This is a genomic window from Streptomyces sp. NPDC026062 (assembly GCF_055568375.1).
The window spans coordinates 209,263-223,679 of record NZ_JBVHOQ010000006.1 but is presented as its reverse complement, the minus strand read 5'-3'; the positions used below and the strand labels follow the sequence as shown (position 1 = coordinate 223,679).

12 protein-coding genes are annotated in these 14,417 nt (G+C 72.4%); 2 read left to right on the top strand and 10 right to left on the bottom strand.

Features of this window, described 5'->3' with window-relative positions:
- Window positions 1-35: 35 nt before the first annotated feature.
- From ACZ4LX_RS07945 to ACZ4LX_RS07915, 7 genes are all read right to left on the bottom strand, one after another.
- Window positions 36-1,448 (bottom strand): protein kinase domain-containing protein, encoded by a 1,413-nt coding sequence (locus ACZ4LX_RS07945; protein ID WP_467640046.1) that lies wholly within the window; start codon window positions 1,446-1,448, stop codon window positions 36-38.
- Window positions 1,445-2,227, bottom strand: coding sequence for an FHA domain-containing protein (locus ACZ4LX_RS07940; protein WP_467640049.1), 783 nt, complete (start codon window positions 2,225-2,227; stop codon window positions 1,445-1,447). Before ACZ4LX_RS07940 ends, ACZ4LX_RS07945 begins: the two co-directional genes overlap by 4 nt.
- A gap of 176 nt (window positions 2,228-2,403) precedes the next feature.
- Window positions 2,404-2,973, bottom strand: a complete 570-nt coding sequence (locus tag ACZ4LX_RS07935) for an AAA family ATPase (RefSeq protein WP_467640052.1) — start codon at window positions 2,971-2,973, stop codon at window positions 2,404-2,406.
- Window positions 2,974-3,051: 78 nt separating this feature from the next.
- Window positions 3,052-3,567, bottom strand: coding sequence for a GNAT family N-acetyltransferase (locus tag ACZ4LX_RS07930; RefSeq protein WP_467640055.1), 516 nt, complete (start codon window positions 3,565-3,567; stop codon window positions 3,052-3,054).
- A 445-nt stretch (window positions 3,568-4,012) separates the two neighbouring features.
- On the bottom strand, window positions 4,013-4,789 hold the full coding sequence (locus ACZ4LX_RS07925; RefSeq protein WP_467640057.1) for a polysaccharide deacetylase family protein: 777 nt from the start codon (window positions 4,787-4,789) through the stop codon (window positions 4,013-4,015).
- Between the two features lie 205 nt (window positions 4,790-4,994).
- Entirely contained in the window at window positions 4,995-6,149 is a 1,155-nt protein-coding gene (locus ACZ4LX_RS07920; RefSeq protein WP_467640060.1) for a peptidase, read from the bottom strand.
- Between the two features lie 614 nt (window positions 6,150-6,763).
- Window positions 6,764-8,167, bottom strand: coding sequence for an SGNH/GDSL hydrolase family protein (locus ACZ4LX_RS07915; RefSeq protein WP_467640063.1), 1,404 nt, complete (start codon window positions 8,165-8,167; stop codon window positions 6,764-6,766).
- Between the two features lie 537 nt (window positions 8,168-8,704).
- On the opposite strand from ACZ4LX_RS07915, the gene ACZ4LX_RS07910 reads away from it, so the two are divergent.
- Window positions 8,705-9,673: an alpha/beta hydrolase gene (locus ACZ4LX_RS07910; protein WP_467640065.1), complete on the top strand. Its 969-nt coding sequence runs from the start codon at window positions 8,705-8,707 to the stop codon at window positions 9,671-9,673.
- 36 nt (window positions 9,674-9,709) lie between these two features.
- Here the strand turns inward: ACZ4LX_RS07910 and ACZ4LX_RS07905 are convergent, their stop codons facing one another.
- Window positions 9,710-10,900 (bottom strand): PucR family transcriptional regulator, encoded by a 1,191-nt coding sequence (locus tag ACZ4LX_RS07905; protein WP_467640068.1) that lies wholly within the window; start codon window positions 10,898-10,900, stop codon window positions 9,710-9,712.
- Between the two features lie 27 nt (window positions 10,901-10,927).
- Between ACZ4LX_RS07905 and ACZ4LX_RS07900 the strand changes: the two genes are divergently transcribed.
- A complete protein-coding gene (locus tag ACZ4LX_RS07900; protein WP_467640070.1) occupies window positions 10,928-12,322 on the top strand; it encodes an extracellular catalytic domain type 1 short-chain-length polyhydroxyalkanoate depolymerase in 1,395 nt (464 codons plus the stop codon).
- A 154-nt stretch (window positions 12,323-12,476) separates the two neighbouring features.
- Here the strand turns inward: ACZ4LX_RS07900 and ACZ4LX_RS07895 are convergent, their stop codons facing one another.
- Entirely contained in the window at window positions 12,477-13,145 is a 669-nt protein-coding gene (locus ACZ4LX_RS07895) for a response regulator (protein ID WP_467640073.1), read from the bottom strand.
- A gap of 1 nt (window position 13,146) precedes the next feature.
- Entirely contained in the window at window positions 13,147-14,412 is a 1,266-nt protein-coding gene (locus ACZ4LX_RS07890) for a sensor histidine kinase (RefSeq protein ID WP_467640076.1), read from the bottom strand.
- Between the last annotated feature and the right edge of the window lie 5 nt (window positions 14,413-14,417).

The window sequence follows — 14,417 nt, the reverse complement described above, 5'->3', positions numbered from 1 at the left end:
TCCCCCCGGTACCGGGGCGGGCGGTACCTCGTACGTCAGAGGGAGCAGGTCTTGGCCCAGGTGTGGGAGCGCACCAGGTCCGTCAGGGCGAGGTTGCGGTGCTGTCCACGTTCGACGCAGCCGAGGCGGTCGCTCAGCCCGGCCTTCGCGAAGTACGTGACGTGGTTGAAGCCCTTCGGATCGGCCACCCCGTTGTTGTAGACCGATTCCGCGCCGGTCGCGCCGGCCCAGGAGCAGTCGTTCTGGCCGTCGGACCAGTCGGCGTCGTCACCTTCCCAGGCGCACATATCGCCTCCGCCTTCGGTCTTCGAGAAGAAGCAGACGTTGCCCGGCCCGCAGCGGTCGTAGCCCGTCACGGTCGGCGTCGGCCCGGGGCTGCTGCCCGTACGCGTGTCCGCGACGGCATCGGCGGTCGTCCGGGCGGTCGGCTTCGTGGCCGGGTCGTCGTCCAGGAGGCCCCGTATCCCGAGAGCCGCCACCGCCAGGGCCAGCGCGCCGACCGCCGCCACGAGCAGGGGGCGGCGCACGCGTCTGCGGCGCGGCAGCAGGCCGGCCGCCGCCTCCGAGGTCCGCAGCAGCAGCGACGCCGCGTCGCACCGCGCCCGTTCCTCGTGCGTGCGGGCGAGGCAGTCCGTCACGATCTCCCGCCAGACCGACGGGAGTTCGGGAGCCAGCCGCAGGTCCTCCTCGCCCCGGGCGTAGCGCACCGCCGCGTCCCGCCGCGCCGTCGGTGTGCCGCCCGGCAAGGGGAAGGAGCCGGTCAGAACCAGGTGCGCCAGCACTCCGAACGCCCAGATGTCCGTGGTCGGCCGAATCTGCATGCCGCGCTCGCCGATCTCGGACCACAGCAGTTCGGGCGGGGTGTAGTCGGCCGTGGCGAAGGCGGGGGAGTACGCGTGCGTACCCTCCAGTTCGCCCGCCATGTTGAAGTCGCCGAGCCGGGCCGAACCATCCTTCATCAGCAGTACGTTGCCCGGCTTCAGGTCGCCGTGCACCCAGCCCGCGTCGTGCAGTTGCCGCAGCCCCTCGCAGACCTGCACGAGCAGGGCGGGTCCCTGGCGCGGCGGCCGGTCCCCGGACAGGAGGGCGTCGAGGGAGCCGTTTGCCTCCTCCAGCACGAGGACGGTGGCACCGTCGAGTTCCGGATGCGCCGGATCGTCCACCGTCAGCACGTCGTGCAGGCGGATCAGCCGGGGCGAACGGAGCCGGCTCAGCAGGTCCACCTCCCGCTCGGCCAGTTCCCGGAGATGGTGCAGCTGGCGCGGTGTCCGTGTGCCGGTCGGCAGGAACTTCAGGGCGGCACGGGCCGGTTCCGCACCGGCTTCCGCCTGCCGGGCCGCGTACACATGGCCGAACGCGCCCGCGCCGAGCGGCCGGTCGACGATCCACGCCCCCACGCGGTAGCCGGGCGGAACGGACGCGACGGCGTACGGCTGTCCGTCACTCACCGGGCAGCGCCGCTCGCGGTCAGGTCCTGCGCCGCCAGGTCGTCCTCACGCACCAGGTCGAAGCGGAGCGCGAGCGAGACGAGCATCTCCTTCTTGCCGTTGAGCCGGGGCCCGGACTCGCAGGACTCGGGACCGGGCTTGAGCCGCAGCTTCACGGCGAGATAGTCGATGTTCCACTGCACGGCCGCCCGGTTGGCAGCCGGCCACCGGGGGCGCAGCCGGTCGACGATCTGTTCCACGGTGGGCAGCGGGGCGTACGGCTCGCCGCGCAGGCGCGGCTCGCACAGGGCCGCCAGCACGGTGAAGTACCGCTTGGACCGGTCGAGAGGAAAGGCCAGCGCGGTGGACTCGCCGCCGCGGTGCTGAGCGGGCTCGCTCCGGTCCGCCGGGTCGGGCCCCTCCGCCGGGGCCGCGTAGTCGTGCCTCGGCGCCCATACGTCGAAGCTGAGCAGGTCGGTGCCGGCGGGCAGGACCACCCGGGAGAACTCGAACGCCACGGGTGCGCCCAGTCGCCGCGGCGCCACCTTGATGTGTTCCCCGGCGCCCTCCGGATTCTCGACGGCGTAGGTCGCCGTGCGGCTGAAGTTGCTGAGCGACCAGTACGTGTCGGTCGCGGTGATCTCGCCCGCGGAACGCGAGACGCCGTCGTGCGCGATGGTCAGCAGGGGTCGTGGGCCGGCGGACAACTCCCGGCCGAAGTGAAGCGTCTCTCCCGGCGCCAGCCGTAACTGCTCACAGGGGGCCATACCGGGCCCTGGAACCACGACAATGGTGTACATGGACTGATTCCCTCCCCCGAAGGTGTGCCGCGAGGGTAGGAAACGCCGATAAACATCTGAAAGACGCGCAGGCCGGAACGGCGTCACGCCCTCCTGCTCGCGCGGCGAGGACTGGGGCGGGGCCTGGCGCGGGGCCCTGCGCGAGGAACCGGGCCCTCGGAGCGTGCCGGGGCCGTTCAGGAACGGCCGAACGTGAAGCGCCGGGCCGCCTCGGAGGGCGTCACCCCCTGCCCCCGCCCGGGGACGTCGTACACGAGCGCCGCGCCCTCCGCACGCAGCCGGGCAGCGCCCGCCTCCCGCCGCATGACGGCGGCGTAGGCGCTGATGTCCTCGGCGGAGACGTCGTCCCTGAGCCGCTCCTCGTTCTGTCTGAGCAGATCCGCTTCGGCCTGGGGGAAACGGAGCACGGTCACGGGCACTCCGAAGCGTTCGGCGAGGGCCATGAGGCGGGCGCGCGCCCGCCGTGTCACGTTCGTCGATTCCGCCACCGCGATCAGTCCCCCGGCGAGCCTGCCGGTGATACGACGGTCACGCTCGTCGAAAACCTGCGCGTCGGCCGATTCGGAGGTGTCGTCCACCGCTCCTCCCCCGAAGAGCCGCGCACGGATCTCGTCACTGGAGACGACGGCCTCCGGGTCGAGCCTCCCCCGGGCGACCAGTTCCCGGACGAAGGCGGTCTTGCCCGAGGCCGGCGGCCCCACGAGGACGACGAGGCCGGCGGGGACCACCATCGGCTCGGCACTCACGACGACTGGCCTGACGTCGTCTCCAATGCAGTCCTTCCCCGGGGTGGGTGCTCCGGCGCCGGCCCTCGGGGCAGACCTTCAGGGCAGGTCCTTGCGCATCAGCGTGCACATGGTCTCGTACCGGCGCAGCGAACCGTCCGGCTCCTCCACGTCCCATGCGTCGGGCTCGCTGCCGTAGGCCACGTACCCCAGGCGTTCGTAGAGCGCGCGGGCACGCGGGTTGCTCTCCTCGACCCCGAGTTCCGCACGCCGCAGTCCGCGTGCCCGGATGCGGTCCTCCGCGGCGCGGATGAGCACGGTGCCCAGACCGCACGACTGGAGGGCCGGGAGCACGCCGAGCTGCCACAGATTGCCGGCTCCGGCCATGACCTGATAGTCGACGCCTCCGATCGCCACCGGAAGCCCCGCCGGGGTGCAGACAGCCAGGTAGTCCACCTCGCCCGCCGCCGCACGCTCCAGCTCATGGGCCACATGCACCAGATGCCGGGGCGAGCCGGACCAGCCGCAGGCCGGCAGATCGGCGGGCAGCAGGTCACGGACAAGGACGGGTACGGGGACGACGACCCCGTCCGCCCCGGCAGGAAGGAGACTCATGCCCCCATCCCATCAGTCCGGGCAAGATCGGCCCAGCGAATTACCCTTTCCGGGAAGGCACTTGATTGCTTCCCTGGACCAGGACCAGGACCCTGACCAGGACCAGGACCCTGACCAGAGCCCGGACCCGGATCCCTCGTTCCCGCCCGGCACTCCCGGCCGGGTGATGGGGCCCGAACCGTCCTACGTCCCGCTGGGGTTCGGCCGTCCGCCGGGCGACGGCCGTACCGTCGCCGCCGACGGCCCCTACGGCTTGCTCAACGGCCTGAGCGCCGAGTGCGCCCTGGCGGACGTGGTGTTGCTGCTGTCATCGGCGTTTCCGGACGTGTGCCGGGCGCGGGCTGCGCCGAGGCCGGGGCCGGCGGGCGAACCTCGAAGAACAGCGGGAAGAACCTTGGGAAGAACCTTGGGGCCAACCGCGGGAGGAAACGCGGAACCGTACCGTTCACCGCACGGGGAAACCGTAGGCGTACCCCTGCTCCCTCAGCCACGGCAGCACCTCGCGCAGAGCGGCCAGGGTCTGGGAGCGGTCGCCTCCCGCGTCGTGGAAGAGGACGGTCGGCCCGTTGGAGATCTCGCTCTTGACCGTGGCGACCATGGCGTCCACGCCGGGGCGTTCGAAGTCCTTGGTGTCGACGTTCCAGCCCAGCGGCCGCATCCCCCGCGATGCGGCGAGGTGTCGGCTGTACGGGGTGAAGGCACCGCCCGGAGCCCGGTAGTACTGCGGCCGGACGCCGCCGGACGCCTTGGTGATCATGCGCTCGGCGTCCAGGATCTCCTGGGCCTGGTAGGCCTCGGACTTGTGGTCCATGCCGGTGTCGTGCGAGACCGTGTGGTTGCAGAGCCGGTGTCCTTCGGCCACGACCCTCTTGACCAGGTTCGGGTAGGCCTGGGCCTGCGTGCCCACCATGCAGAACGTGGCCTTCACGCCACTGTCCTTGAGGAGTTGCAGCACCTGCGGTGTCCAGACCGGGTCCGGTCCGTCGTCGATGGTGATGTTGACACCCTTGGCACCCTTGTCCGAGGCGTGCGCGATGTCCACGGCAACCTTGGCAACCCGGTCCTTGGGCTTCGCCTCCGGCGTCGAGACGGCCGCCCGGGGGCCGCCCGCGGAGGTGCCGGCCTGTGCGGTCCACACCGAGGTGGCGGCGGCCAGCGCCGTCACCCCGAGCGCCGCCCCGAGAAGCCGGACATGCCATGCCCTTCCCTTGTGCTTAGCCATGTCCGACCCGCCCCTTTGTTGTCTCCGCCGATGCCGTGCACCCATGTAGACATACGAACGCCTGTGCAGGATCCCTCTGTTACCGATCGCGGACAAACCCGCAGGAGGGCGGCGACAAACGGCGGAGTTCCGCGACGGATGGGAGGTCCCCGCTGCTGGTGGGACCTCCCATCCGGACACGTTCACACGCGTCACGCGTCACGCGTCACGCGCGGGCGTCGGCCTTGCGGCGGCGGACGACGAACATCGCGCCCGCGCCGATCACCAGAGCCGCGCCGCTCGCGAGTGCGAGCCGCGACGGCTCGAACGAGGCGCCCGTGGCGGCGAGGCTGCCGTTCACGGGACCGGCCGGCGTGCCGCTCTGCGGCTTGGCGTCCGAGCCCTTCGGCTCGGTCCCGCCGGTCCCGCCGGTCCCGCCGGGCTTACCGGGCTCGCTGCCGGCGACGGCGATCACGAACCCGGGTCCTCGGGTGTCCGCGCTCTGGCCGCAGGCGCCGTCGCGGTTCCAGTAGTTGCCGGTGACGGTGGTGGTGCCGTTGGCCGCGGGTGCCGAGGCCTCGACGGTGAGGCGCATCCTGACGTCGACATGGGCGCCGGCCTTCAGCGAGCTGATCTTCTCCATGTGGTGCTCGGTGTCGACGGTCTTCCACTTCGAGGCCGAGGCGGACCACCGCCGCAGACTCATCAGGTGGTCGAGGTTCCTGTGCCCGCTCTGCGCGGTCGCACGGACGTAGACGGACGGAATCACCACCTCCATCGCTTTCTTGGTGCCATTGGTCAGCCGGAACCTGAACTCCGCCGGGCTGCCGGCGACGACCGTCGAAGGCAGGCCCGTGAGGACCGCGGTGAGCTCGGGCTCGGAGACGCAGGTGTCGTAGTAGTCGCCGCCGTCGAGTTCCTCCTTGGCCTTGGCCAGGGCCTCGTCGGCGGCGGCCTTGGCGTCGAGCGCCGCCTTGGTGGCCAGCCGCGTCATGGTCACGGCTCGGGCTGCGGCGACCCGGGCGACGTTGTAGGCGTCCTCGGCCTCCAGCAGCTTGGCATCGGCGGCGGCCTTGGCCTCGCCCGCGGCTACGGCGGCGGCCTCCGCCTTGGCGAGAGTCGTCGCCGCGGCAGCCCGCTCGGCGTCCGTCGCGGTCTCGGGGAGACCGTCGAGTGCCGCTTCGGCATCGACCGAGGCCTGATCGGCCTCGGTCTTCGCGGTGGCGGCGGCGACCGCCACCGCCTTGGCGGCCCTTTCGGCAATGGCCTGGGGCGCGGTCTCGGAGAAGGTCTTCAGCGCCGTGAAGGCGGCGTCCTCGGTCGCTACGGCGTCGTCGTACGCCTTCTTCGCCGCGGCGACGGCCTTTTCCAACTCCGCCACGGACGGCTTGTGCGGGGTCTGCGCCGCCGGCCTGTCATCGGCGAACGGCGAACGCGGGGGAGACCGAGAGCAGGAGAGCGGGCGTGGTCACTGCGGCAGCAACGGCTGTGGCAAGAATCCGACGAATCTTCACATGAGCCCTTCGGGGTCCGGAAGCGAGAAGAGAAGTCGCTGCGGAATGGCACACGCAGACGTGACTTGAGGCGATCGTAGAACCGGAACAGCGATTGGCCCGCACACCTTCTTCACCCACTCCGGGCCCGCGGCGGAGCACCAGGACGGACATAGAGGACCAAACATCTCAGTTGCTTTCACTACCGGAGCTTTCGGTGTGATGAATGCCACGCCTCATGCCCAAGTCCCGTCCCCCGCCGCCGCCGGATCAGCCGGACACCTTCCTACGGACGAAGTCGCATGGACGAGGAGCGCAAGGGCCTCGACCGGACACCGCACGCGGAGAGCGCCTGCGATCACGGCGCCCTGGGTCATGTGGACGCAGTCGGTCGAAACGGTGATGCGGGTCGGCACGGGCGGACGGGGGCCGGACGCGCCGCAGCCCGCGCGGCAGACACCCGTTCCCGGCCTTCAGCGCGGCAGACACCCGTTCCCGGCCTTCAGCGCAGCAGCGACAGCGGCACCGCCTCCGCCATCGCCTCGGCGCCCGCGTCGTTCGGGTGGAGGTGATCACCGCTGTCGTACCGGGCCAGAAGACGCCGCGGGTCGGACGGATCGCGCAGGGCCTTGTCGAAGTCGACGACTCCGTCGTATGTGCCGCTGGTCCTCAGCCAGTGGTTGAAGGTGGTGCGCGCGGCCTCGTTGGCCGGGGAGTAGAAGCCGAGCGTGTCTCCCTTGAACGGCAGGATCGTGCCGCCGTACGCCTTCAGGCCGCGGTCATGGGCGCGGGCCACGATCTGGCGGTGTGCGTCGATCAGGTCCGCGGCCGACACCCGTTCCGACTCCGGGGCCACCGTGCCCGGGTGGCCGAGGTCGTTCACACCCAGGAGCACGACGAGATGGGCCGCTCCCGGCTGGGCGGCCACGTCACGGTCGAAGCGGCGCAGCGCGCTCTGGCCGAAGTAGGCCGCGAAGTTCTCCGCGTCGGACCCGGCGGGCGGATTCGGGTCGTGCAGCAGCCTGTTGCCGCTGATCCCCTCGTTGAGCACGCCGCGCGCATACGGCCCGTAGGCGGTGCGGAGGCGCTGGGCCAGGAGGTCGGGCCAGCGGTGATCGGCACCCGGCTCGGTGTTCGCCCCGTCCGTGATCGAGTCGCCGAGGGTGACGACGGCCGACGGCCGGGCCGCTCCCGCCGCCCGGTCCGTGGTCACGCTCACACCGGTCAGGAAGTACCAGCGGTCGTTCGTGGACGTCGCCTCGATGTCGGTGTGCCCGGTGACGTTGCCGGACGCGACGTAGTTCTGCCGGAGGGCGAACGCGTGGAGCGTCGAGCCCGGTGTGCGCTCGGGCAGATGGATGCTCACCACGAGGTCGGATCCGGCGGGCACCCGCAGATCGACCGGATCGCTGAGCGCGGGCGCACCCGCCGGGACCGTCACCGAGGTGCGGCCGCCGAAGGTGAGCGAGCGGTCGGTGCGCGCGTCGACGCGTGAGTCCGGTCCGCCGTCGGCGGGGCGGGCGACCCGCGCCTCGTCGATGACCAGCGGCCGGTCGCCGAACTCGTTCGACAGCCGGATGCGCACCCGGTCGCCGCCGATGCTGACGCGCACCCTCTGCCGAAGTGTCTCGTCCCGGAACACGGTGGTGTCCGAAACCGGGGTCCCTGTGGGCGTCGTGGCCCATGTGCCGGTCCAGGCCGGGGAGTTCGTTCCGGCTCGGTCGGCGGCCCGGTACGCGGGCCGGCTCGCGGGAGCAGCGGTCGCGGGCCGGTTGCCGGCATCGGAGGCGGGCCTGACCGCGGCAGAGGCCGGCTGGACCGTGGCCAGCAGCAGGGCTCCGGCCAAGAGGGCCACGAACCGGGCGCCGGAGCGGTGCGCCCGAAGCCGTACGAGGTGCTTTCGCATGCGGGTCTCCTGAAGTGGGAGGGGAATGTGACTCCACAGCCCGCCGGACAGCGGCAGCGGCGCCATGCGACGGGCCGCACCCCGGGGGCGACGGCAGCGCCGCACGCCGCAGATGGCACCGCCGACTGCACCGGCACCGGTTGCGGTTGCGGTTGCGGAGGCGCTCTTCCTCGTGGTCAAAACCGATCCCCAATGGCCCATACCGACGGCCCGAGTTGACGGGCCACGGGCCCATACATCTCGTCCGTCGCGCCAAAACTTTCGGATGCGTGCGCGATCGGGCGGGGAGAACGTAGGGACAACCTCGGGCCCCCGTCAAGAGGGCCGGAACACCCGCCCCGGCCCCTGTTCGAGCAGGTCGGAGGCGGCTTTCACACGGTCGCCGAGCCCCGTACCGGCCGAAAAGGCGACGGAAAACGCCACCGTGTCGGAAATCGGTGCCGCTTCTCCCGACGTACGTCTGATGACCTGCGCGAACGCCTCGTGAGAGCGTCGCATCACCACCCCACCGGACTCGTCCGGCACCGGAGGAGAGACATGCGTTCACCGCACGCTTTCGATCCCGAACTCGCCGCCGCACTCGTGATGATGCCCGAGGTCGACCTCACCGACCTCGCCGCAGCCCGGACCTCCCAGGCCGGCCAGCTGGCGGCAGCTCTCGCCGCGTCGGACACCGCCGGAGTCGACGTGGGCGAACTCCTGGTCCACGGCCCGCACGGCGCCCCGGACGTGGCGCTGCGCGTCTACCGGCCGCAGCGCCCCGCCCGGAGGGCGGATCCGCTGCCGGTCGTCTACGGCATTCACGGCGGCGGCTTCGTCCTGGGGTCACCCGATGTCGACCACGACTGGAATCTGCGGCTCTGCCGGGAGCTGGAGGTGTTCGTGGCCTCCGTCGACTACCGGCTGGCTCCCGAACACCCCTTTCCCGCAGCCCTGGAGGACTGCTACGCGGGGCTGTGCGCGCTGGCCGAGAACGCCGATGCCCTCGGCATCCGGCCCGATCGCGTCGCCCTGTGGGGAGACAGCGCCGGCGCCGGTCTCGCCGCCGCGCTGACGCTGCTCAGCCGGGACCGGGGCGGACCCGCGATCTGTTTCCAGCACCTGTGCAGCCCCGCGCTCGACGACCGGCTGGAGACGCCGAGCGCCCGGCTGTTCACCGATACGCCGGTGTGGAACCGGCGCAACGCCCTCCTCAGCTGGGGCGCCTATCTGGGAGCGGGCGTACGGGCCACCCCTTCGGTCCCCGTGTACGCCGCCCCCGCACGCGCCGCGGCCGGCGCCCTGGCCGGGCTCCCGCCCGCGTATGTCTCGGTCATGGAGTTCGATCCGCTGCGGGACGAGGGCGTCGACTACGCGCACGCCCTGGCAGGCGCCTCCGTACCCACCCGGATCCGCATGCTTCCGGGGACCTTCCACGGAGCGTGGGCGGTGGAGCACGCGGCCGTCATACGGGACGCGGCGCACGAGGCGGTCGATGTGCTGGGCGCGGCGCTCGGGCGGCGGTGACGTGATGACGAGGAGCGCGTGGCCGACGGGGGACCGTCAGATCCCGGCGTTATCGGCCTCAGCCGGATTGCCGGCCAGCCGAAGTGCGTACAGAGCCAGTTGGGCACGGAACCGGTCCTGTGGATCGCGCAGGCTCCAGCCGGACTCCCGCTCCACACGTGCCAGCCGGGCGGCGACCGAGCTGTGGTGCAGATGGAGTTCGGCCGCCGCCTGCCGCAGGGTGCCGGTGCGGCAGAACGCGGCCAGGGCGGCCAGGAGGCCGCCGCTCTGCCCGGCCCGCTCGCCGCAGGCCAGCGCGGACAGCATCCGCACGTCCTCCTGGTCCCGCAGCCGCTGGGCCGGGATGTCCGCCAGAAGGGCGACGGGACCGAGTTCGCCGTGGTCGGCCACCGCGTCCTGCGGGGCGTCCGCCACCGCGAACCTCAGGGCGGCACGGGCCTGCGCCCAGGAAGTCCGCGCGTCCAGCGGGTCCGTACCGCCGCCGACGCCCACCCTGACCCCCTGCGCGGCCCGGCGCGACGCGCCCCGCTCCCGGTCCCGCGCCCTCAGCGCCTCCCGCAGCTCCCCCGCCACACCGCCCCCGCTCCAGCCCTCGCCGTCGCCGTCGCCGTCACGCTGCACCAGCACCGCCCCCAGCGCGCCGACCCGCGCCACCCGGACCGTTCCCCGCAGCGCCCCCCGCCCCAGCAACGCCACCGCCTCCACCCCGGCGTCCGCCCCGGGCCGCCCGGCCACCGCGGCCACCCGCAGCTCCGCCTCCGGAGCCAGGCCCAGCAGCCGCAGGGCGCGGATCCGGTCCGGGGTGTCCTCCCGCCCGGACAGCACCAGTTCGACCAGGGCGGGATCGGCGGCACGGAGCGCCCGGGGCTGCCACGGGCGGCCGGCCAGCACCCGGGCGGTGATGGCCATCCACTCCAGGACGAGTTCGTCGAACGGGCCCGACGTGCCCGGCCGCTCCAGCCAGACCGAACCGGACGGCTCCAGGGCCACCCGCCCCGACACCTGGACCGGCGCTCCGGCCGGCGCCGTCCCGTCGGGCCCGAACCGTGCCGTACGTCCGTCGGGGAGTTCGAGCCCCGCCGCGCACCCGGCAAGTCCCGCGGTGGACCGCGCCAGGGACACCGGGTCAGGACCGCTGCCGAGCAGCGCCTCGAAGTGGGCGATCACGCGCACGGCGGTGGCGGCGTCCGCGTCCAGCGCCGACAGCCGCAGCAGCAATCCCTTCACAGCAGGCAGTCTAGGAAGGACAGGGACATGACCAATAGATCCGGGACCGGATCCACCACCCCGCGCCCCACGCCCGCCCCCGCCGGCACGAAGCGCTCCCCCCGAGCCCCGCTGACCACCGCCCCGGCCGCCAGGAGCCGGTCACCACGAGCGCTGCTGACCGCTCTTCTGGGTTGTGTCCTGCCACTCGTCTCGGCGCTCCTCCTCGCCGTGGCACCTCCCGCGTCAGCCGCCGCGCTCACGGAGGTGACGGACTTCGGGTCCAACCCGAGCGGCCTCCGCATGCACCTGTACGTACCGGACAGTGTCGGGGCGCGCCCGGCGGTCCTGGTGGCGGTGCACTACTGCACGGGTTCGGGTCCGGCCTTCTACTCCGGTACGGAGTTCGCCTCGCTCGCCGACCGGTACGGCTTCATCGTCGTCTACCCCTCCGCGACCAGGAGCGGCAACTGCTTCGACGTGTCGTCCCCGCAGGCCCTCAGACGTGACGGCGGCAGCGACCCGGTGGGCATCAGGTCCATGGTGGGCTACGTCCAGCAGCGCTACGGCTCCGATCCCGGCCGGGTCTTCGTGACCGGCGCGTCGTCCGGCGCGATGATGACCAACGTCCTGCTGGGCAACTACCCGGATGTGTTCAAGGCGGGCGCCGCCTTCATGGGCGTACCGCACTCCTGCTTCGCCACCACCGACGGCTCGGGCTGGAACAGCGCCTGCGCCAACGGGACCATCGACCGTACGCCCCAGCAGTGGGGCGATCTGGTCCGTGCCGCCCACCCCGGCTACAGCGGTGCCAGGCCCCGGATGCAGGTCTGGCACGGCACCGAGGACGCGACGCTGCGCTACCCGAACCTCAACGAGGAGATCGACCAGTGGACCGACGTACTGGGCGTGAGCCGGACACCCGCGTCGACCGACAGCCCGCAGTCCGGCTGGACCCGTACCCGCTACGGAAGCAGCGGCGACCAGGCACCGGTGGAGGCGGTCAGCGTCCAGGGCGTCGGCCACAGCCTGCCGACCGCCGGGATGGCGGCCCGTGCCCTCACCTTCTTCGGCCTTGACTCCACGACACCGACGGACCCGGACCCCGGCACCGACCCCACGCCGGGAAGCTGCCGGGTCGGCTACACCACCAGCACCTGGAACACCGGGCTGACCGCGACGATCACCCTCACCAACACCGGCAGCACGCCCCTGACCGGCTGGTCGCTCGCCTTCACCCTGCCCGCCGGCCAGACCATCACCTCGGGCTGGGGCGCGGACTACAGCCCGGCCAGTGGCGCGGTGACCGCCACCGGTCTCGCCTACAACTCGACGCTCGCACCCGGTGCCGCCGTCCAGATCGGCTTCCAGGCGACACACACGGGGAACACGGGACAGCCCGCCGCGTTCACCGTCGCCGGGACCGCCTGCGGTACCGGCTGACCCGGGGACCTGTCCGAGGGGACGGACCGGGGCCGGCCGGTCCGTCCCAGCAGTCCGGGGCCCGCCGGTGTTCGGCCGGGGTCCGCCGGGGGCCGTCCCAGCAGTCCGGGTCCGCCGGTGGCTTCCGGTGTTCGGCCGGGGCAGGAACGACTCCCTAACTCCTCTTCAGCAGGCCCGCGTTCATCGCGACCACCACGGCGCGCGTGCGGTCGTTGACGTCGAGCTTCGCGAAGATGCGCAGCAGATGGGTCTTCACCGTGGCCTCCCCGATGAACAGCCGCCGGCCGATCTCCCCGTTCGACAGGCCGTCCGCGACCGCCCGCAGCACCTCCGACTCGCGGGCGGTCAGCGTGACGGGCACGGGCCGCCGCATCCTGGCCACCAGGCGCTGCGCCACCCTCGGGGCCAGGACCGTCTCGCCCCGAGACGCCGAGTGGATGGCGTCCACCAGCTGCTCGCGGGTGGCGTCCTTGAGCAGATAGCCGGTGGCACCCGCCTCGACGCCCCGCTCGATGTCCGAGTCGGTGTCGTACGTGGTCAGGATCAGCACCCGGGTCCCCGTCCCGCCCGCGACGATCTCCAGGGTGGCCCCCACTCCGTCCAGTACCGGCATCCGCAGGTCCAGGAGGGCGACATCGGGGCGGAGTTGCCCGACGAGGCGTACCGCCTCGCGGCCGTCGCCCGCCTCCCCCACGATCCGGACGGTGGGTTCCGAGGACAGCAGCGCGACAAGTCCGGCGCGCATCACCGTGTGGTCGTCGGCCAGGATGATCCGCAGCGGCGGGGGCGGGGTGGTGGTCGTGGTCGTCGTATCGGCTGTCATGTCACACCTGACCGTCAAGGGCGAGCGGGGTGGTGGCCGGGGCACCGTCGAGCGGGGTGGTGGCGGGGACCGGGGTGTCGTCGAGCGGGATGGTGGCGAGGATCCGGGTGCCGTCGCCGAGCGAGCTGGTGACGGTGAGACCGCCGCCGAACTCCGCGAGCCGTTTGCGCATGCCGTCCAGACCGAAGCCGCGGGAGTCCTCGACGGAGAACCCCCGGCCGTCGTCGGTGATCTCCAGCTCCACCGTGCCGGACCCATGCGTCAGGACCACGCCGACCGTCGTCGCCCCCGCGTGCTTACGGATGTTGGCCAGGGACTCCTGGGTGCAACGCAGCAGGGCGATCCGGGTCGGCTGGTCGCACACGATGTCGCTGAGGTCCGCCGTCACTTCCGGACCGGTGTCCTCGGTGAAGCGGTCCAGGGTGCGGCGCAGCGTCGCGGCGACCGATCCGGGGGCCACGCCGCTGCTGGGGGCCACGCCGCTGCTGGGGGCGGCGCCGACCAGGACCCGGGCCTCGGCGAGGTTCTCCCGGGCCGTCTGCTCGATGGACCGCAGCTGCTGGGCGCTGCGGTCGACGTCGACGTCGAGCTGGGACCTGGCCGCCTCGGCGAGCACGATGATGGAGGCGAAGCCCTGGGCGAGGGTGTCGTGGATCTCGCGGGCGAGGCGTTCGCGTTCCTCGGCCGCGCCCTGACGCTGGTAGACCTCCGCCAGTTCCCGCCGGGTGCTCTTCAACTCCGCGCGCAGAACGGCCCGTTCGTCGCGCTGGGCCAGCGCGCGGGGCGTGAGCAGCGCCATCAGGACGGCCACCGACCAGACACCGAGGGAGGAGAGGGTGTTGGTGAGGAACACCTCCCCCTGCCCGCCCTCGCGCACGCTGCCGCCGATCGTGATCGCGAGGGCGCCGAGGCCACTGGACAGGATCGCTCCCCGAGGGCTGTCCGCGCAGACGACGAACTGCGTGAGCGTCACGGCGTAGAAGACCCCTAACCCGTCGGCGAGGCCCGAGAGGAGCCCCAGCGCGACGACGAGGACGCAGAGATAGGCGTACCCCTCCCACGCCCCCGCACCGGGCCGCCTGCGCACCCACACGCGGCACAGGGCGAGAACGGCCGTCAGCGCGAGGATCCCGCTCTTGCGGTCCGCCGGGGTACCGCCCAGCATCGTGATCAGCGTGACCAGGGCGATCAGCCCCCGGGAGAGGGCCTCCCATCCGTGGAGCGCCCAGATCCAGACGGGATCGCCGCGCCTCGGACGTTGCAGCATGCCCG

Coding starts and splice junctions, on each gene's coding strand:
- ACZ4LX_RS07900 (WP_467640070.1), top strand. CDS start 10,928: ATGACCAATAGATCCGGGACCGGATCCACCACCCCGCGCCCCACGCCC.
- ACZ4LX_RS07895 (WP_467640073.1), bottom strand. CDS start 13,145: ATGACAGCCGATACGACGACCACGACCACCACCCCGCCCCCGCCGCTG.
- ACZ4LX_RS07925 (WP_467640057.1), bottom strand. CDS start 4,789: ATGGCTAAGCACAAGGGAAGGGCATGGCATGTCCGGCTTCTCGGGGCG.
- ACZ4LX_RS07930 (WP_467640055.1), bottom strand. CDS start 3,567: ATGAGTCTCCTTCCTGCCGGGGCGGACGGGGTCGTCGTCCCCGTACCC.
- ACZ4LX_RS07890 (WP_467640076.1), bottom strand. CDS start 14,412: ATGCTGCAACGTCCGAGGCGCGGCGATCCCGTCTGGATCTGGGCGCTC.
- ACZ4LX_RS07910 (WP_467640065.1), top strand. CDS start 8,705: ATGCGTTCACCGCACGCTTTCGATCCCGAACTCGCCGCCGCACTCGTG.
- ACZ4LX_RS07915 (WP_467640063.1), bottom strand. CDS start 8,167: ATGCGAAAGCACCTCGTACGGCTTCGGGCGCACCGCTCCGGCGCCCGG.
- ACZ4LX_RS07940 (WP_467640049.1), bottom strand. CDS start 2,227: ATGTACACCATTGTCGTGGTTCCAGGGCCCGGTATGGCCCCCTGTGAG.